The 19,444-nt window shown below is 59.7% G+C and carries 14 protein-coding genes and 1 pseudogene; 13 read left to right on the forward strand and 2 right to left on the reverse strand.

Annotated features, from left to right (window positions below):
• Positions 1-1,078, reverse strand: a 1,078-nt coding sequence (locus tag VF672_RS23560) for a pertactin-like passenger domain-containing protein (protein ID WP_331107464.1), incomplete at its 3' end; no start/stop codon positions are given.
• Positions 1,079-1,419: 341 nt separating this feature from the next.
• On the opposite strand from VF672_RS23560, the gene VF672_RS23565 reads away from it, so the two are divergent.
• Both VF672_RS23565 and VF672_RS23570 read left to right on the forward strand, forming a co-directional pair.
• Positions 1,420-3,267 (forward strand): hypothetical protein, encoded by a 1,848-nt coding sequence (locus tag VF672_RS23565; RefSeq protein ID WP_331107466.1) that lies wholly within the window; start codon positions 1,420-1,422, stop codon positions 3,265-3,267.
• 47 nt (positions 3,268-3,314) lie between these two features.
• On the forward strand, positions 3,315-6,260 hold the full coding sequence (locus VF672_RS23570) for a hypothetical protein (RefSeq protein ID WP_331107468.1): 2,946 nt from the start codon (positions 3,315-3,317) through the stop codon (positions 6,258-6,260).
• Positions 6,261-6,442: 182 nt separating this feature from the next.
• Here the strand turns inward: VF672_RS23570 and VF672_RS23575 are convergent, their stop codons facing one another.
• Complete coding sequence (locus tag VF672_RS23575; protein ID WP_331107470.1) at positions 6,443-7,132, reverse strand: alpha/beta family hydrolase; 690 nt, start codon at positions 7,130-7,132, stop codon at positions 6,443-6,445.
• An 854-nt stretch (positions 7,133-7,986) separates the two neighbouring features.
• On the opposite strand from VF672_RS23575, the gene ccoN reads away from it, so the two are divergent.
• From ccoN to fnr, 11 genes and pseudogenes are all read left to right on the forward strand, one after another.
• On the forward strand, positions 7,987-9,429 hold the full coding sequence (ccoN, locus tag VF672_RS23580) for a cytochrome-c oxidase, cbb3-type subunit I (RefSeq protein WP_331107472.1): 1,443 nt from the start codon (positions 7,987-7,989) through the stop codon (positions 9,427-9,429).
• Positions 9,429-10,040 (forward strand): cytochrome-c oxidase, cbb3-type subunit II, encoded by a 612-nt coding sequence (gene ccoO / locus VF672_RS23585; protein WP_331107474.1) that lies wholly within the window; start codon positions 9,429-9,431, stop codon positions 10,038-10,040. The genes ccoN and ccoO overlap by 1 nt, the downstream gene beginning before the upstream one ends.
• Positions 10,041-10,045: 5 nt before the next feature.
• Complete coding sequence (locus VF672_RS23590; RefSeq protein ID WP_331107506.1) at positions 10,046-10,267, forward strand: cbb3-type cytochrome c oxidase subunit 3; 222 nt, start codon at positions 10,046-10,048, stop codon at positions 10,265-10,267.
• Positions 10,264-11,244, forward strand: a complete 981-nt coding sequence (ccoP, locus tag VF672_RS23595) for a cytochrome-c oxidase, cbb3-type subunit III (protein ID WP_331107476.1) — start codon at positions 10,264-10,266, stop codon at positions 11,242-11,244. Before VF672_RS23590 ends, ccoP begins: the two co-directional genes overlap by 4 nt.
• 56 nt (positions 11,245-11,300) lie before the next feature.
• Positions 11,301-12,716, forward strand: coding sequence for a cytochrome c oxidase accessory protein CcoG (gene ccoG / locus VF672_RS23600; RefSeq protein ID WP_331107477.1), 1,416 nt, complete (start codon positions 11,301-11,303; stop codon positions 12,714-12,716).
• 12 nt (positions 12,717-12,728) lie between these two features.
• Positions 12,729-13,262, forward strand: coding sequence for a FixH family protein (locus VF672_RS23605; protein ID WP_331107479.1), 534 nt, complete (start codon positions 12,729-12,731; stop codon positions 13,260-13,262).
• 61 nt (positions 13,263-13,323) lie between these two features.
• On the forward strand, positions 13,324-15,792 hold the full coding sequence (locus VF672_RS23610; protein ID WP_331107508.1) for a heavy metal translocating P-type ATPase: 2,469 nt from the start codon (positions 13,324-13,326) through the stop codon (positions 15,790-15,792).
• A 25-nt stretch (positions 15,793-15,817) separates the two neighbouring features.
• On the forward strand, positions 15,818-16,033 hold the full coding sequence (gene ccoS / locus VF672_RS23615; RefSeq protein WP_331107481.1) for a cbb3-type cytochrome oxidase assembly protein CcoS: 216 nt from the start codon (positions 15,818-15,820) through the stop codon (positions 16,031-16,033).
• Positions 16,034-16,285: 252 nt separating this feature from the next.
• Positions 16,286-16,978, forward strand: a pseudogene (locus VF672_RS23620) (sulfite exporter TauE/SafE family protein); the annotation flags it as partial.
• Between the two features lie 216 nt (positions 16,979-17,194).
• A complete protein-coding gene (gene hemN, locus VF672_RS23625) occupies positions 17,195-18,577 on the forward strand; it encodes an oxygen-independent coproporphyrinogen III oxidase (RefSeq protein WP_331107483.1) in 1,383 nt (460 codons plus the stop codon).
• Positions 18,578-18,697: 120 nt separating this feature from the next.
• The gene (gene fnr, locus VF672_RS23630; RefSeq protein WP_331107485.1) at positions 18,698-19,432 is read left to right on the forward strand and encodes a fumarate/nitrate reduction transcriptional regulator Fnr; all 735 of its coding nucleotides are present in this window, start codon (positions 18,698-18,700) and stop codon (positions 19,430-19,432) included.
• Positions 19,433-19,444 lie beyond the last annotated feature (12 nt).

The following is a 19,444-nucleotide window of genomic DNA, read 5'->3' on the forward strand; positions in this document are numbered from 1 at the left end:
ACGCTTCACCGTTCACGCTAAGCAGATCGCCGCTGGCGTTATCGAGGTTGATGCGCATGTCGAAAAGGCCAGAACCGGAGAGGCTGCCAAGCGAAAGCGAATGAAAGCCGTCGCCGGTGAAACCGACGCTGCCGCCATCCAACGACATCAGGCCAATTTCGCTCGACCTGCTCATAAGCCATCTCGAGTCGTAACCGATGGCCATTGAATTGATTCCAAATAGATTACCGGCAAGTCTTGCTCCGGTGATCAGCTTGACATCCAACACACTGCTCGAATCGGAATGTAATTCCCCCTGCAGCACGCTTCCATCTACGGTGAATGAGACAAGGCCGCCTTCCACGACCTCCAGAAGCCGGCCGTTACCTGCGATCAGGTTTGCACCGTTTTTTATAACGATGTCGGTAAAAGCGTCGCTACCCAAGACATTTTCAACTTTAAGTGCTGCGCCTTCGATTGACTGTACAGTCGCTTGGTCAATTACGAGGCTACCGACATTGAAAGTCGTAGCGTGTCCGGCAACTCTTCCAGACGAAATATATGCGCCGTTCTGTAGCCCCACCACGTCGCTTCCTTGGCCAATGTTCAACCTTCCGCCAAATACGCCAGCCCCCCACCCATACCCAGACGCACCGGATTTCAACGCGCTTACAGAAGACCTCGATATGTTGACGGTTCCGAGCGCCACTGCGCTTACGGCTAAGCCTCCACCGTCGATTAAGCTATCGGCAATGTTTCCAACGCCACCCTCCTGGACGACAACACCGACCTGTGCGCCGCCATGGACAGTGGAATCTTTAACATCCAACCACTTTCCAGCAACGATACCGCTTCTTACCAGGCCGCCATCATGGATGACGATAGTCCCGCCATATGCCGTAACCCTATCAACCGTTGCACCTGCGACATCCAATTTTCCGAATGGACCAATGACATAAGAGTCTGGTGCATCTTCCGGCCCCAGATAAATAGAGCCATTGCCAATATCCACCCTTTCAAGCAATGACGCAGCAACGTGCACATTTGCAAGCACACCTACAACACCTAAGCCCAATGACGTCACGATTCGACGTTCCATAAAATATCTCACAGCAAACGCTCCTAGAATGAATGGCGATCATAGGAGCACTTTCTGCGATGAAAAAACTTTCAGACCATGTATCGCATAGTCCAATTCTCTTTTAACGGGTTATTTCTCCTACAGATCCGATCCTCCTACGTCGTAGGAAACTTCCTAGATATTCATTCAGCTCAAAATTCACAAATAAGCGCCTATGAAATGGTTGACAAAGACCCGCAAACTCTATTGCTTCAATAGCACTGAAAGACAAGAAATCTACTTTCGGAAACGAGGGCTCCGCCAATAACCTTCGTTAAAGCAGGGCCCTACACAGTCAATTAAAGAAACGATCAAAGGTGATGCAAATGTGCAAACGGAAATTATTTTCAACGGCTAAACGTCCTTCGACATTTCGAAGCGCGGAACTGGAATTACCAGCCCCGTACATCCCGCTGGCTGACCCGGTTGACGGATTGATTAAAACAGAAGATTTACGGGCTGACGTCATTGTTCAGGTTACTGTTTGGGAGGGCGCCAAGCCAAACGATTCACTGCACTTGACCCTTAACGGACTAACGGTCGGAGCAGAATTCACCTTGGACGCGCCCATTGAGGGAGCAATTATTGAGCTCAAAATCCCTGTCGACACGGCGTTGACGAATGATGGCCTCTATAAAGTGAAGTATGTAACCCGTTCGTTTCCCGGCGGTAATACGGCAGAGTCGCTAGCGATCGACTTGAAGGTGGATAGAACCGCACCGGGCGCGCATCAGCTCGGGTACATGGACTTCCCAGACGAGGCGAAAGACGGTCTCACAGCTGTGGAACTGGAAGCTATGGGCAACACGCTGACAGGCCGAATCTATGGATATACCGGTCTGACCAGCGGGGATACCATCTTCACCTACTGGGGCAACATTCCGGGGCCAGAGATTTTACTCACCGGGAACGAAGATGGTGACACGCCCATTGAAGTGCCTTTTGGGAAAGAGTTCTTAATCTCGCTTGGGAACAATCCGGGCGCCACATCCTACAAGATCAAAGACCGAGCGGGTAATCTTTCAGCGCCTTCCAGGGAAGTGACAATTCCGTTGTTCCTGACGGAAGTCATCACCGACTTGGCGCCTCCAGTTATTGAAAGCTATGACGGGCTCATCGATTATTCCGATGCACTAAACAATGTCAACGTGGGCATCCCCTCCGCCCCTATTTTCCAGGATGGGGATCAGGTTCTTCTTCGCTGGGGTGGAGTCTCAGTGGGTCCCTACCCAGTAAACGCGAAGGATCTTGCCCAAGAGTTCGTCTTGGTGTTCGAAATTGTTTATTCAACAATTGCAGAAGCGGGTAATGGATCACGACAATTGCGTTATGACGTCCTGCGCGGTGGACAGGTGCTAGGTGTTTCAGAAACGGCTGACATCAATGTCAATATCGAACTACCCGTCCCGGGGACTCTCGAGAAACCCACTGTAAAGGGTGGCAGCAGTACGCCAAGCGCCGAAGACAACTTGATTGACGAAGACGACTTCGAGTTGGATGCTACCGCCATCATAAACTGGAACGAAGATTTCGACGCGGGCGAGTCTATCCAAATTTACTGGGCCGGCCAAGAGGCATTAATCTCCCCCTACATCATCACCAACTCTGATAGTGCTGCTGGGCGCCCCCTCCTTCTGACAATTAAAAATTCTTTCTTTAAGCCGCTCGGAACCGGCACGGATATCCGCGTTTACTACACCGTCTCACAGCCGGGTAACCCGAACCGGTCCATCTCAGCTGAACGTGGAATTATCGTCCGATCCAAAGATGAGCTGCCAGGAGGCGCGGACGGTCTGGACGCTCCAGAATTTGAGCAACTCAACGCTAACGGAGCTATTAACAGGGAAAACTCTGAAAATGGAGCTCCTGTTTATATAAAACCTTACTTGAACATTAGCACAGGGCAGACAATCGTTTATACGTATGAGGCCTACAGCGACCTCGTAGCCAAGGAACTAAGGTTCACCTGGACACATACATCGCCCCCTCTCACTGAGGAGAATGTCGTCAAAGGGTATCGATTTTCGGTACCCCGCCATGAACTAATGCGCCACTGCTACGGCCATGCTGAAGCAACGTTTCAGGTGCTCAGTGATAAAGGCACAGGTAACTCGCTAAAAGCGAACGCTTACGTAGACCTCAGGGTCGGTGGTGTTTGTAACGCTTAATTTACCGGCGGGCTTAAGGCCCGCCATCTTTTGAAGGAAATACTCACGTGCAAACGAATAACAACTTCACGCTCCCTAACCCTACAATTTTGAGTTATGACCATGCGGGTATCGGTGATGTTGATGTAGCTGACCCCTCAAAATCGCTGGAAGTCCTAGTGGGACCTTTAAAGCTTAGCCCAAAGGACAAAATTGAACTTTACTGGGGAGCCAACGAGGACCCCGTATCGTCTTACACTCACACCTCTGATTCAGACATTAGCGACGGAATCTTTACGCTACTGGTTGAGACTCAATGGATTAAACCCGGCTTGATAGACGTTAGGTATGTCTACACCCCATTCCCGTCAGCAATCCCTGAGTTGTCCAATGTCATCCAGGTTGTGGTCAAGCTCGACATTCCAGGTGGAAAGGACCCGAATCCAGCTACCCCGTACGAAAACGAAGCCCTCGCAACCCCCGTCATCTCGCCACCCGGCGTCATCACCTCTCCTGAAGGCGTCTCCGTTGAAATCCCGCCATATGCAAACATGGCCGTCGGCGACGACGTCAAATTGTCATGGCATGGACAATTTATTCGGATGGTGATCATGAATGAGGCTGAGGTCGGGAAACCCCTCGTCATTCAGGTGCCCAAAGGCGCTATCGAATTCGCGGGCAGTTCGGACATGATCGAAGTCCGCTACGAAATCCGCGACATCGTAAACAACTGGTCGCGTTGGTCCTTGCCAACCTATGCGCAGGTGGAAATTGGACGGGATACTCTACCCGCGCCGGTCGCACCGCAGGCGCCTGACATGGAACTCGATCTTGAAAAGCTGGATGGCGCATCCGTCCAGATTCTGGTGCTTTCAAACCCGCAAATCGCCAAAAATGATGAGGTCATGCTGTCTGTAGAGCGCGAAACTGGCACAGGCATGCCTCTGCCTACCTACCGAACGACGAAAGTAGTTCAGAACCCGTTCGGGTTTCTGGACTTTTCGATCCCGAACGATCTTTTCGTGCCTATCAGCCAAGGTCGCGCGCGGATCAAGTATCGAGTGATGAAAACCACCGGCCAGGCATTGTTATCAAAAAATCTACCGCTGAAAATCACTGGGAAGATGATGGAACTGGATCTGCCGCGGATTCCCGTGGCCGAGCAAAACGAAGGGGTACTGGATCCGACTGCTCATAATGTGTTGGTCGAGGTTCCACCTTATTACTTCATGCTTCCCGGCCATGATGTGAACCTGGTCTGGATGGGCAAAACGGCCAGCGGCGCGAACGTCATGCATGAAGAGCGTAAGAATCTCAGCAATGCAGACATCGGCAACACATTGCAGTACGCCATTCCTGACACGAAGGTAAGCGCACTGGCAGGCGGTTCTTTAGAGGTCTACTACACCGTCACTTCATTCGAGCGGGAGTTTTTCAAGTCACCGATCCTGAACGTTCTGGTCGGGGATGACACCGGCGTATCCTTTTCAGCGCCTTCCATCGACGAACTTGGCAGCAGCGGCGTATTGGACCCTGCGAATATCGCGCTTGAAGCCACCGTACGTATCGCACGGTATCCAGGCATGGCAGAGAATGACCAAGTCACACTGCACTGGGACGGCCAAGGATCAAGTGGCAGCTACAGTGACTTCACTGTGATCAACAGTGGCACCGTCAGCAGAGAGGTGATCTTCAGGGTCAACAAACGTTACGTCGAGGCCAATACCAACAGTGATGTGACCGCTTGGTACGAAGTCGACAGAGGGACGCAGAAATTCGTTTCAGCGCAACTGAGGTTCCGAGTGGGAAGCATGGCATACGCGCCATTGCCTATCCCCGTTATTCAGGAAGCCAAGGGCAATGTGCTTGATCCAGCTGATGCGCTGAATGGGGCTACGGTTTTGATTGCTGCAAGCGCCTACCTGGAATCAGGGGATGAGGTCGAAACCCGTTGGAGCGGTCCAAAAGGTAGCGAGACCAAGCATAAAGTCATCACCGCTGAGGAAGCAGGACGCGATTTGCCAGTCTTATTCGCGGCTCAGCTGGTAAGTGCCAACGACGGGCAAACGGTAGATATTTCATACGCCGTCCAACGTGCCGGTGGAATTCAGCAATCCGATACCGTGAGCCTGCAAATCATGAGTACGGTGCTTGAATTGCCAGCGCCCACCATGGACTCCGTAAGCGCCGACGGCATTGTGCGCCCTTCACTGATCCCGGAATCCGGGGCTACCGTTCGAGTGAGCTACCGAGACATGGCGCCCGATGATCAGGTTACCGTTCGCTGGTCGAGTGTTACGACGTATGACACACCCGCGCAAACGGTCGGCACTCAGGGTGTTCTGATTTTTAATGTACCGAAAGCACAAATTACTGCGGCGCAAGGCAGCTCGGCGAATGCGAGCTACATTGTGACCCGCAATGCCGTGCCACGGTCCTCCGAAGAGTTGGCTCTGAATGTTCTAAAAGGGTTGGAGTTTGATACCTCACCCGCAACGCTGAGTGGCAAGATTTACCTGCTGCCGGCCTATACCGATCTTCTTCCGGTCTTTCCAAACGGGACGACGGTCACGCGCGTAGCAAGCGGCGGCAAGCCACCTTATACGTACTCATCGAGTATGCCCAACGTGGCACATGTTGACGCTGCGGGCCTCGTTTCTGTCCGAAGCAGAGGCGGCGCCATCATTACGGCAACCGATGCGTCGGGAGAGAGCAAAAGCTTTACCGTTTCGGTCACCGGCGTCATCGAATGCCACGGCCTGGGCTCCGGCAATTACACCCAAGTGTCCAACGCCGCCAGCCGCATCGGCGCGCGCATCCCGAGCATTCACCAACTGATCGAGATCTACAACGCCTACGGCAATCGCTGGCCCATGGGCAACGCCAATTACTGGTCGTCCACCGTCGCCAAGAACGTGTTCGGTGCGAAGTGGTATTACGTGAAGAACCTCAACACCGGCAAGGATTACAAGTTGCTGCACATCAACTCCAGCCTTGGCGTCGCGATTCGCTAATGCGCTAATGCGCTAATTCGCTAATACCAAATTCACGCGCTCCAGCCAGCTTCAACCTGGCCTCAAAGATGTAAGCAGCGCCCAGTTCAAAGACGTCGTCGCCAGACGGCGTCTTAAAAGCGCGCAGCACATGCCCGACGGTCTGTTCGAGCGGGTCTGTGGGACAAGCGCCGACGAGCCCCCTATCCGATCACGCGACGCGCCATAAGCTCAGCAATCTCCTGCATGCACGCCTCAACACTGAGGCCCGACGACTTCAATGGCTTGAGGTCATGGTTGGCAGTCGGCACCCAGTGCACCTCGATGCTTTCTGACAGCGCATACCCCTCCACAGCTTCTCGATTGCCCAACGCATCGCGTTCGCCCTGAACGATCAGCGTCGGCGTGCGCAACTCCGCCAAGTGTGCGACCCGTGGCTTCTCGGGTTTACCCGCCGCATAGAACGGATAGCCCAGGCAGAACAACCCATCGGCGCCCACGTCGTCGGCGATGACGCTGGCCATGCGCCCGCCCATGGATTTGCCGCCCATAGCCACTCTACCGCTGACGCCGCCACGCACGGCGGCGTACACCTCGTGCCAACACTCCAGCAGCTTCGCCTGGGGATTGGGCGGTCGTCTGCGTCCGTCGATGCGGCGCTGGGCCATGTAGGGGAATTCAAAGCGCAGCACGCCGACACCCAAGGCCGCCAGACGCGTGGCGATGCTGTTCATGAAATCGCTGTCCATCGGCGCGCCCGCGCCGTGGGCGAGAATCAGCGTCGCTGGCGCGTCCGCGGCGGGCCCGGTGGGGGCGTCCCAGATCCAGCCGTGTGCCTGCGCAAGCTCCCCGCAATGGTCCACCGTGCGCTTCGCTGTTTGTCCTGTGCCCATGAAAGTCTCTTTCTCTTCACTCATTAACCATCCGCATGATCGAGCGGACGTCTCGGCGGCCATTATGCGACAACAGCGGGGCCGCCTACTGCCTTACGCCCTTATCCAACCGACAGCGAGGGTTCAGGTGCACAGGGTTAGTCTGCTTTTGCACTTCGGCAAGAAGCACCGAACCTGAGCGCCCCAACCCGCACACAACCGGGCGGTTTCATTGACGGAATATGCTTTTTTGTCCGCTCCGGACGATCACCCGTGACGATCGCCGGCCTTTCTGCGAGCTCGGGCCAAATTTTTTTGCGCAGATAAAAGTGTCAATGTCAGCGGCTTTTTGTATACAACTTTGGCACCGAAACGCTCTCTCAATGCACAGGAACGGCAGGCAGAGAACCGTTTCAGCTATCTCCGGAAATGGTTGATCGCCGCGTCCTCCCAAGGACGCGGCAACTTCCTGTCGAGCGCGGCCAAGTGTCGCAGGCGCTGTTCCAAAGCCTTCCCTCCGCGTGAAATCGCGTCTAAGCTGTGCCCGCACAGTGGACCGGCGACAGCTAGCCACAGGCCAAGCAACACGATTGTGCCCGGCAACGCAGCCCTCTTGCAGACAAACAGCCCCAGCGCTGTTTTCACCCGCAGGGTTGTATCCAATCCCTCCCACTCACGCGCGCGATCCAGCTCGACCTGTCTTCCTTCCTCAGACCACTTCGCCAGACTCATCTTGCGCATCGGCGCCGGGCGTCTGCGTGCACCGCATCCCTCGCCTCCGTTGACCCGGCATCACGCCACTGCGTGACGGGTTACGCGCGATCAAAGGTGCGGCTGTGACCACTACTAATAAAATACACACCGTGGAACCTGACATGAGCACAGCATTCAGCCCGACTGCTTATAACTACAAGGTCGTCCGCCAGTTCGCCATCATGACGGTGGTCTGGGGCATCTTCGGCATGGGCCTGGGCGTCTTCATCGCCGCGCAGCTCGTGTGGCCCGACCTGAATTTCGGCCTGCCGTGGACGACCTTCGGTCGACTGCGCCCCCTTCATACCAATCTGGTGATTTTCGCCTTCGGCGGCTGTGCGTTGTTCGGCACCTCCTATTACGTCGTCCAGCGAACCTGCCAGGCCCGGCTGATCTCCGACGGCATGGCAGCCTTTCATTTCTGGGGCTGGCAGGCGGTGATCGTCGGCGCCATCGTCACGCTGCCGATGGGCTACACCACCACCAAGGAATACGCCGAACTGGAGTGGCCGATTGCGATCCTGCTGGCGATTGTCTGGATCACCTACGGCGCGGTGTTCTTCGGCACCATCGTCAAACGCAAGACCAAACACATTTACGTGGCGAACTGGTTTTACGGTGCGTTCATCGTGGTGACGGCGATGCTGCACATCGTCAACCACATCTCGCTGCCGGTGAGCCTGTTCAAGTCGTACTCAGCGTATGCGGGTGCCACCGACGCCATGATTCAGTGGTGGTACGGGCACAACGCCGTAGGCTTTTTCCTCACCACCGGCTTTCTCGGGATGATGTATTACTTCGTGCCGAAGCAGGCCGAGCGCCCGATCTATTCCTATCGCTTGTCCATCGTGCATTTTTGGGCATTGATCACCCTGTACATCTGGGCCGGCCCGCATCACCTTCACTACACCGCTCTGCCGGACTGGGCGCAATCGCTGGGGATGGTGATGTCGATCATCCTGCTGGTGCCTAGCTGGGGCGGCATGATCAACGGCATGATGACCCTCTCGGGCGCCTGGCATAAATTGCGCACCGACCCGATTCTGCGCTTCCTGGTGCTGTCGCTGGCGTTCTATGGAATGTCGACGTTCGAGGGGCCGATGATGGCGATCAAGACCGTCAACTCGCTGTCCCACTACACCGACTGGACCATCGGCCATGTCCATGCCGGCGCTTTGGGCTGGGTGGCGATGATCTCCATCGGCGCCGTCTACCACATGATCCCGAAACTCTACGGCCGTGCGCAGATGCACAGCGTCGCGCTGATCAACACGCACTTCTGGCTCGCCACCATTGGCACCGTGCTCTATATCGCGGCGATGTGGGTCAACGGCATTACCCAGGGGCTGATGTGGCGGGCGATCAATGACGACGGCACCCTCACCTACTCGTTCGTCCAGGCGTTGCAGGCCAGTCACCCGGGTTACATCGTGCGCGCGCTGGGCGGAGCGATTTTCGCCAGCGGCATGCTGTTCATGGCCTACAACGTGTTCCGCACCATTCGCGCAGCGAACACCGAAGAAGCCCAAGCCGCCGCGCAGATTGCTGCCGTAGGGGCCCACTGATGATCAAGCACGAAGCACTGGAAAAGAACATCGGCCTGCTGTTGATCTTCATGGTCCTCGCCGTGGCGGTCGGGGGGCTGACCCAGATCGTTCCGCTGTTCTTTCAGGACGTGACCACCCTGCCCGTCGAAGGCATGACGCCGCGCCCGGCGCTGGAACTCGAGGGCCGCGACGTCTATATCGCCAACGGCTGTGTCGGTTGCCATTCGCAGATGATCAGGCCGTTTCGCGCTGAAACCGAACGTTACGGGCATTACTCCGTGGCCGGCGAAAGCGTCTGGGATCACCCCTTTCTGTGGGGTTCCAAACGCACCGGGCCGGACCTCGCCCGGGTCGGCGGCCGGTATTCGGATGACTGGCACCGTGCGCATTTGTACAACCCGCGCGACCTGGTGCCGGAGTCGATCATGCCGGCCTACCCCTTCCTGGCGGAGAACCCACTCGACGGCACATTGACCGGCAAGAAGATGGAGGTGCTGCGCAGTCTCGGCGTGCCGTACACCGATGCCGACATTGCCGGCGCGAGCGACGCGGTGAAGGGCAAGACCGAAATGGATGCGCTGGTGGCCTACCTTCAGGGCCTGGGCACTCTCATCAAGAGCAAACGGTGATCGCCATGGACATGGGAACCATTCGAGGCCTGGGCACCATTATCGTGATGGTGGCTTTTATCGGTTTGGCGCTGTGGGTGTACAGCCCACGGCGCAAGAAGGAATTCGACGATGCAACGCTTTTGCCGTTCGCCGACGACCCCGAGGCCATCGAGCCGCTCAGACAAGCGCAAGCTCAGGCCAACAAAGGTGGCCAGGGCCCGGCCGCCAGGAGCAACGACGCATGAGCACGTTCTGGAGCATTTACGTCACGGTACTGACGCTGGGCACGATCTTCGCGATGGGCTGGCTGCTGCTCGCCACACGCAAGGGCCAGCGCGCCGACGCCACCGATGAAACCGTCGGCCACGCCTACGACGGCATCGAGGAGTACGACAATCCGCTGCCCAAGTGGTGGTTCTGGTTATTCATCGCCACCCTCGTTTTCGCGCTGGGCTATCTGGCGGCCTACCCAGGCCTGGGCAACTGGACCGGCCTGCTGCCGGGCTACGACTACGCCGACAGCGATAAGAAAATCGGCTTTTCCGACGGCGCAACCGGCTGGAGCGGCGTCCACGAGTGGGAAAAGGAGATGGCACAGGCGCAGGCGCGCTATGGGCCGATCTTCGCCCGCTTCGCCGCGATGCCCATCGAAGAGGTGGCCAAAGACCCGAAAGCGCTGGAGATCGGTGCCCGGCTCTTCGCGTCCAACTGCTCGGTCTGCCATGGTTCCGATGCGAAGGGCGCCTATGGGTTTCCCAACCTGACCGACGCCGACTGGCGCTGGGGCGGCGATCCGCAGGCCATCAAAACCACCCTCATGAACGGCCGCCATGCGGTCATGCCGGCGTGGGGCGCGGTGATCGGCGATCAAAGCGTGCGCGACGTGTCGGCTTATGTGCTGACACAACTGGATGGGCGCACGCTGCCCGCTGATGCCAACGCCGACCCGGCGGCGGGTCAGAAAATCTACGCCACCACCTGCGTCGCCTGCCACGGCCCGCAAGGCAAAGGCGTTGCCGCATTGGGCGCGCCAGACCTGACCCGCCCCGGCGCGTTTATCTACGGTGCCAGCTTTGCGCAACTGCAGCAGACCATCCGCTACGGCCGCCAGGGCCAGATGCCCGGACAAGCGCAGCTGCAAGGCAACGACAGGGTGCATGTGCTGGCGGCCTACGTTTATAGCCTGTCCCACGGGGAGACCGAGGCGCAAACGAAGGAATGAAGCATAACGCCGTCGCACACGCTGATGATTCGGCCCCAGGGGCGCAGGACGCTGCCATGAGCAACCAGATACCGCTGCACAACGTCACGCCGCCGACGAAAAAGGACGGCGACACCTTCGACCTTTACGCGTCGCGGGAGAAGATCTACACCCGTGCGTTTACGGGCGTGTTCCGCAATCTGCGCCGCGCCGGTGGGTTGCTGCTGTTCCTGCTGTATTTCGGCACGGTCTGGCTTAACTGGGGCGAACATCAGGCGGTGTGGTGGAACCTGCCTGCACGCAAGTTCTACATCTTCGGTGCGACGTTCTGGCCTCAGGATTTCATTCTGCTGTCGGGCATCCTCATCGTCAGCGCGTTCGGCTTGTTCTTCGTCACCGTGTTCGCGGGGCGGGTCTGGTGCGGCTACACCTGCCCGCAAAGCATGTGGACGTGGGTGTTCATGTGGTGCGAGAAAGTCACCGAAGGCGACCGCCATCAGCGCATGAAACTCGACAAGGCGCCCATGAGCGGCCACAAATCCCTGCGCAAAACGGCCAAGCATTGCCTCTGGCTGCTGATCGGTCTGGTGACCGGGCTGACCTTCGTCGGCTATTTCTCACCCATCCGCGAACTGCTGGTGGATTTCTTCACCGGCCAGGCCGATGGCTGGTCGTATTTCTGGGTCGGTTTCTTCACCCTCGCCACGTACGCCAATGCCGGCTGGCTGCGCGAACAGGTCTGCATCCATATGTGCCCCTACGCGCGTTTCCAGAGCGTGATGTTCGACAAGGACACCCTGATTGTTTCCTACGACCCACGGCGGGGTGAGCCACGGGGCACACACAGAAAAGACACAGACCACAAAGCCCAGGGCCTGGGCGACTGCATCGATTGCACGATGTGTGTGCAGGTCTGCCCCACCGGCATCGACATTCGCGACGGCCTGCAGATCGCCTGCATCGGCTGCGCCGCGTGCGTCGACGCCTGCGACTCGATCATGGACAAGATCGAGTTACCGCGCGGGTTGATCAGCTACACCACCGAGCACAACCTTTCCGGGCAGGTTACCCATACACTGCGGCCCCGGCTTATCGCCTACGCGGTTGTGCTGCTGGCGATGATCGGCGTGCTCACCAGCGGCTTTTACACGCGCCCACTGGTGGGCCTGGATGTCAGCAAAGACCGCGCTTTGTACCGTGAAAACGCCGAGGGCCGGATCGCCAACGTCTACAGCCTGAAGGTGATGAATAAAGATCAGGTCGACCACACTTACGTGCTGGACGCCACCGGGCTGCCGGACCTGAAGCTGCACGGCCGTCGCGACATCAAGGTGCCAGCTGGCGAGATCATCAGCCTGCCAGTGGAGCTGTCGGTCGCGCCCGAGCACGTGCCGCCAGGCAGCCGGGAGGTCATTTTCACCCTCAGGGACATCGAAAACAGCGACACCGAAGTCCACACCCAGAGCCGTTTCGTCGGCCCGTCCATCCGCTGAGAGAGGCCGGAAATGACCGCAGTCACCGCAGCACGTCCATGGCACCGACACTTATGGCCATGGATCATCATCGGCGTTCTGGCCTGCTCGGTGGCGTTGACCCTGGCCATGGTCACCATCGCCGTCACCCACCCGGACAACCTGGTCACTGACAATTACTACGAAGCCGGAAAAGGCATCAATCGCGCCCTTGACCGTGAACTGCTCGCGCACGGCCTGAACCTGCACGCCCGCGTCGGCCTTGACGCGCTCACCGGCGAGGTCGATGTGCAACTGACCGGCGCCAGTCAGCCGGAAGCCCTGGTCCTGAATCTGATCTCCCCGACCCAACCCGCCAGGGACCGCAAGGTGGTGCTGGCGCGCAACCCGTCGCAACCGGGGCGCTACGTCGGGCAGTTGAGGGACGGGGTCGAGGGCCGGCGCTTCGTCGAACTCCTGGGGGTGGAGGACGGCAAGACCTGGCGGTTGTTCGAAGAAGAACGGATCGTGCCCGGGCAAGCGCTGACGCTGGGCGACGAGCCGATTCAAGGCGCGGACAGGCATTAACGTGAACGCCACTGAACCGACAGCCACTGACGTGGCCAGTCACTTGGCAGCCACTGATGGAGTGGCCAATGATGGACCACGCCTCTGCTACCACTGCACGTTGCCGGTCCCGGCGGGCGGTCGCTTCATCGCCTCGGTGCTGGGCCAGACGCGGGAGTTTTGCTGCCCCGGTTGTCAGGCCGTGGCCCACGCGATCGTCGCCGGCGGTCTGGAGGGCTACTACCTGCATCGCAGCGAAGCGGCCATCAATGCTCAAACATTACCGACGCCCCCGGCCGACGAAGAGGCGCTGTACGACCGGCCCGACGTCCAGGCGCCCTTTGTCCGGCATGAAACCGCCGCCGGCGATGTGGCGGAAACCACGCTGTTGATCGAAGGCATCACCTGTGCGGCGTGCGGCTGGTTGATCGAACGTCACCTGCGCACCTTGCCCGACGTGGTCGAGGCGCGGCTGAATCTTTCCAGTCATCGCTTGCACTTGCGCTGGCATGACCGGTCATTGCCCTTGAGCGAGGTGCTGTCCGAGCTGCGCAGCATCGGTTACGCCGGCCATCCTTATCAGGCGGACAAGGCGACCGAGCAACTGGCCCGGGAAAACCGCCGCACCCTGCGACAGCTGGGCGTTGCCGGGCTGCTGTGGTTCCAGGCAATGATGGCGACCATGGCGACCTCGCCTGAATTCAACCTCGACCTGAGCCCGGAAATGCACACGATCCTGCGCTGGGTGGCGATGTTTCTGACGACGCCGATCGTGTTTTACAGCTGCGCGCCGTTCTTCAAAGGTGCGCTGCGTGACCTGCGCAGCCGTCAACTGACCATGGACGTTTCGGTTTCGCTGGCCATCGGCGCGGCGTACCTGGCGGGTATCTGGACAGCGGTGACTGGCGTGGGCGAATTGTATTTCGACGCGGTTGGCATGTTCGCGTTGTTCCTGCTCACCGGCCGCTACCTCGAACGCCGCGCCCGGGAACGCACCAGCGCAGCAACGGCGCAACTGGTCAACCTACTGCCGGCCTCCTGCTTGCGGCTGAACGCGGACGGCCAGACCGAACGCATCCTCACCGATCAATTGCGCCTGCACGATCACGTGCTGGTGCACCCCGGCGCACTGCTGCCGGCAGACGGCCGGATCATCGAGGGGCGGTCGAGCATCGACGAGTCGCTGCTCACCGGCGAGTCCCTGCCTCAGCCCCGTCAACCTGGAGACGCCGTCACCGCCGGCACCGCCAACGTGCAAAGCGTGTTGACCATCGAAGTGCTCGCCCTTGGCCCAGACACGCGGCTTTCTGCTGTGGTACGTCTGCTGGAACGCGCGCAATCGCAGAAGCCGCCCCTGGCGCAGATGGCGGACCGCGCGGCAAGAGGGTTTCTGCTGATTTCGCTGTTGCTGGCGGCCTGCGTCGGCGTGGTCTGGTGGCAGCTCGATGCCGGTCGTGCGTTCTGGATTGTCTTGGCGATGCTGGTCGCCACCTGCCCTTGCGCCTTATCGCTGGCGACGCCAACCGCGCTGACGGCCGCCACCGGTACGTTGCACCGACTCGGGCTGCTGCTGACGCGGGGCCATGTGCTGGAGGGGCTGCACCGGATCGACACAGTCATCTTCGACAAAACCGGCGCACTGACCGAAGGGCGCCTCACCCTTAGGGCCATCCGCCCCCTCGGGCCCTTGAGCCGTGACGACTGTTTGAGCCTGGCGGCGGCGCTGGAAAGCCGTTCCGAACACCCGATTGCCCAAGCGTTCGGCAAGACGCCACTCGTGGCTGAAGCGGTCGTCGCCACGCCGGGCTTGGGTCTGCAAGGTCAAGTGAACGGGCGCCTGCTGCGCATCGGCCAGCCGGCGTTTGTCTGCGCCTTGTCCGGCGCCGCCGTGCCATCGATGCCGGATGAACCCGGCCAGTGGCTGCTGCTGGGGGATTCCACCCACACCCTGGCCTGGCTGGTGCTGGATGACCGGCTGCGGGACGACGCTGCGGCTCTGGTCGATGCGTGCAGACAACGCGGCTGGAAGACCCTTTTGCTGTCCGGAGACAGCTCGCCCATGGTGTCCAGCGTCGCGGCCCGCTTGCAGATCGATGACGCCCGGGGCAGCCTGCGGCCGGAGGACAAGCTCGCGGTTCTGCAACAGCTGCGTGCCGAGGGCCGCAGGATTCTGGTGATCGGCGACGGGGTCAATGATGTGCCGGTGCTGGCCGCTGCCGACATCAGTATCGCCATGGGATCGGCCACCGATCTGGCCAAGACCAGCGCGGACGCGGTGTTGCTGTCCAATCGCCTCCTGGTACTGGTGGATGCCTTCGGCCTCGCCCGGCGTACCCGCCGCATCATTCTGGAAAACCTCGCGTGGGCCGCGCTGTACAACGGGCTGGTGCTGCCTTTCGCGGCGCTGGGCTGGGTGACGCCGTTGTGGGCGGCGGCGGGCATGTCGGTGAGTTCGCTGGTGGTGGTGCTCAATGCGCTGCGCCTGACGCGAATCAAAGCGCGACCTGCCGATCCGCTCCCTGCCGGCCCAAGCCGACCGGTGCCCGCTTGAACACGCCACTTAACCCGGAGGCCCGATGCCTGCGCTCTACCTCATGATCCCGGTGGCGCTGCTGATTGTGGCGGTGGCGATCTACATCTTTTTCTGGGCAGTGGACAGCGGTCAGTACGACGACCTGGACGGCCCGGCCCACAGCATTCTGTTCGATGATCTGGACCCGGGCCACGAAGCCGGGGTGGATGAGGCGTCGGGGAAAGATAAAGTGGACGATCATAAGGACCCGGCGCAATGAGTCCTGTCCGTGAAGCAGGATTCGACCAAGTGAACCCGGTCCCTGTGGGAGTGAGCGTGCTCACGAAGGCTAACTATCGAGCGCTGGATATCTGTCGGATGTACCGATCTCTTCGGGAGCAAGCTTGCTCCCCCAGTCCACGTGTCGGCAGCTACATCTGCGGTGTCGTCAGGCTTGATGCGATCCCCTGCCAGCGCGCGCTGGCCCGCGATGGCGCCGGCACAAAAGGCGCAGGACTTCCAGGTCTCGCCCATGTCTGACCTACTCACTCAACTTCTGCCCCAACTCCTTTCCGCCCTGGTGCTGGGCCTGCTTGGCGGCGGCCACTGCCTGGGCATGTGCGGCGGTCTGATGGGGGCACTCACGTTTGCCATTCCCAAGGAGCAGCGCGGACGACGGCTGCGCCTGCTGTTGGCCTACAACGCCGGACGTGTTTTCAGCTACGCCTGCGCGGGACTGCTGATGGGCATGCTCGGCTGGGCGGTCGCCAACAGCCCGGGGGCGATGCTGTTGCGGGTGATCGCCGGGTTGCTGATGGTCACTATGGGCCTGTACCTGGCCGGATGGTGGAGTGGCCTCACCCGCATCGAAGGCCTGGGCCGCGGGGTCTGGCGTTACCTGCAACCCTTGGCAAGCCGCCTGATGCCGGTGTCGAACGTGCCGCGCGCCTTGCTGCTCGGCGCGGTGTGGGGCTGGCTGCCCTGCGGTCTGGTTTACAGCACGCTGTTGTGGTCCGCGAGCCAGGGCAATGCGTTGCACAGCGCGCTGTTGATGCTCGCGTTCGGCCTGGGCACCTGGCCTGTGCTGCTGGCCACCGGGCTGGCGGCCGAGCGCATCACCGCCCTGCTCCGCCGACGCAGCGTGCGCGTGGCAGGCGGGCTGCTGGTGATTGTGTTTGGACTGTGGACCCTCCCCGGCCCGCATCAACGCTGGCTGATGGGGCATGGGCACGACTCGATGAATCATTCGATGAATCATTCGATGAATCATTCGACGAGCCACCCAATGGATCACTCGACGGATCATTCGATGGATCACTCTATGAATCCGTCAGGCACCGCAGACGAGTGACCGCCTTCCCGATCCATTGACCCAGATCAATGCCGTCTCCTGCGCGCGCCCTACACTCCCCGCACCGCCAGCCTTATCGGGAATGCCCGCATGCTCGACGACCTTCGTTGGGATTCTGAACTCATCCGCCGCTACGATCAGGCGGGGCCGCGTTACACCTCCTACCCCACCGCAGTGCAATTTCATACGCAGGTTGGCGCCTTCGAACTGCTGCATGCGCTGCGCGACAGCCGCAAGGCTTCGCGGCCGTTGTCGCTTTACCTGCACATCCCGTTCTGCGCCAACATTTGCTACTACTGCGCCTGCAACAAAGTCATCACCAAGGACCGCAGCCGTTCGCAGGCTTACCTGCAGCGCCTTGCGCGCGAAATCAGCCTGATCGCCGCCCATGTCGATGAGCGTCAGGTGGTCGAGCAGTTGCACTTGGGCGGCGGCACGCCCACCTTTCTCAGCCATGTGGAACTGCGTCAACTCATGGCTCACCTGCGCCAGCATTTCACCCTGCTCGACGACCACTCCGGCGACTATGGCATCGAGATCGACCCGCGCGAGGCAGACTGGTCGACCATGGGGATGTTGCGCGAGCTGGGCTTCAACCGCGTCAGCCTCGGCGTGCAGGATCTCGATCCGCTGGTGCAGCGGGCCATCAACCGTTTGCAGAGCCTGGACGAAACCCGCGCCATCGTCGAAGCCGCGCGCACTTTGCAGTTTCGCTCGGTGAACATCGACCTGATCTACGGCCTGCCGCTGCAAACGCCGGAAGGGTTTGCGCGCACTGTCGAGCAAGTGATTGCGCTGCAGCCCGACCGGCTCTCGGTGTTCAACTACGCCCACCTGCCTGAGCGTTTCATGCCGCAACGGCGTATCGACACCGCACAATTGCCCAGTCCGGCGCACAAGCTGGAGATGCTCCAGCGCACCGTCGAACAACTGACCGGCGCGGGCTACCGCTACATCGGCATGGACCACTTTGCGCTGCCCGATGACGACCTGGCCATTGCTCAGGAAGAGGGCACCCTGCAGCGCAATTTTCAGGGCTACACCACCCACGGTCACTGTGACCTGATCGGCCTCGGCGTCTCGGCCATCAGCCAGATCGGCGAGCTGTACGCGCAGAACACCAGCGCCCTGACCGCCTACCAGACGTTGCTCGCCAGCGACCAACTGGCCACCCATCGCGGTCTGCGCTGCAACGAGGATGACCAGCTGCGGCGCGCCATCATCGGCCAGTTGATCTGTCACTTCCGCCTGGATTTCGCCAGCGTCGAGCAGGCCTTCGCCATCGACTTTCGAGCGTATTTCAGCGAGCAATGGCCGCAGCTGCTGACCATGGCCAGGGACGGCCTGCTTGATCTGGACCTGAACGGCATCACTGTCACGCCCGCGGGTCGGCTGTTGGTGCGCTCGATCTGCATGGTGTTCGACGCCTACCTGGACGCACAAAACCGTCAGCGATTTTCCCGCGTGATATAGAAATTATCCGCCCGGCGCGGAGGAATCATTTCTGGCCATGGAAGGCGACTGGTAGTCGCAAGGCTGACCGCTGAGTTACCCTTACGACTTATGTGTGTTTCTGCAAAAGGAATTACCCCGATGTCTGAGCCAGTCAAACTGCGCGCTCATACCCAGGCTCACTGCAAGGATTGCAGCCTGGCCCCGTTGTGCCTTCCGCTTTCCTTGAACCTGGAAGACATGGATGCACTGGACGAAATCGTCAAACGCGGCCGCCCCTTGAAGAAAGGCGATTTTCTGTTTCGCCAGGGCGACACCTTCGCTTCCGTCTACGCCGTGCGCTCCGGCGCGCTGAAAACCTTCAGCCTGAGCGACAGCGGCGAAGAGCAACTCACCGGCTTTCACCTGCCCAGCGAACTGGTGGGGCTGTCCGGGATGGACGCCGAGGCGTATCCCGTCACGGCGCAAGCCCTTGAGACCACCTCGGTCTGCGAAATCCCCTTCGAACGACTGGACGAATTGTCGGTGCAACTGCCGCAATTGCGTCGCCAGTTGATGCGGGTCATGAGCCGTGAGATCCGCGACGATCAACAGATGATGCTGCTGCTCTCGAAGAAAACCGCCGACGAGCGCATCGCCACGTTTCTGGTCAACCTGTCGGCGCGTTTCCGCGCCCGTGGCTTCTCTGCCAACCAGTTCCGCCTGAGCATGTCGCGCAACGAGATCGGCAACTACCTGGGGCTGGCGGTGGAAACCGTGTCGCGGGTGTTCACCCGCTTCCAGCAGAACGAATTGATCGCTGCCGAGGGCAAGGAAATCCACATTCTTGACCCGATCCAGCTCTGCGCGCTCGCCGGGGGATCGCTGGAAAGCTGATGCATCAAGGTC

Origin of the sequence: Pseudomonas sp., from assembly GCF_036387035.1 — a bacterium.
Taxonomy (GTDB): Bacteria; Pseudomonadota; Gammaproteobacteria; order Pseudomonadales; family Pseudomonadaceae; genus Aquipseudomonas.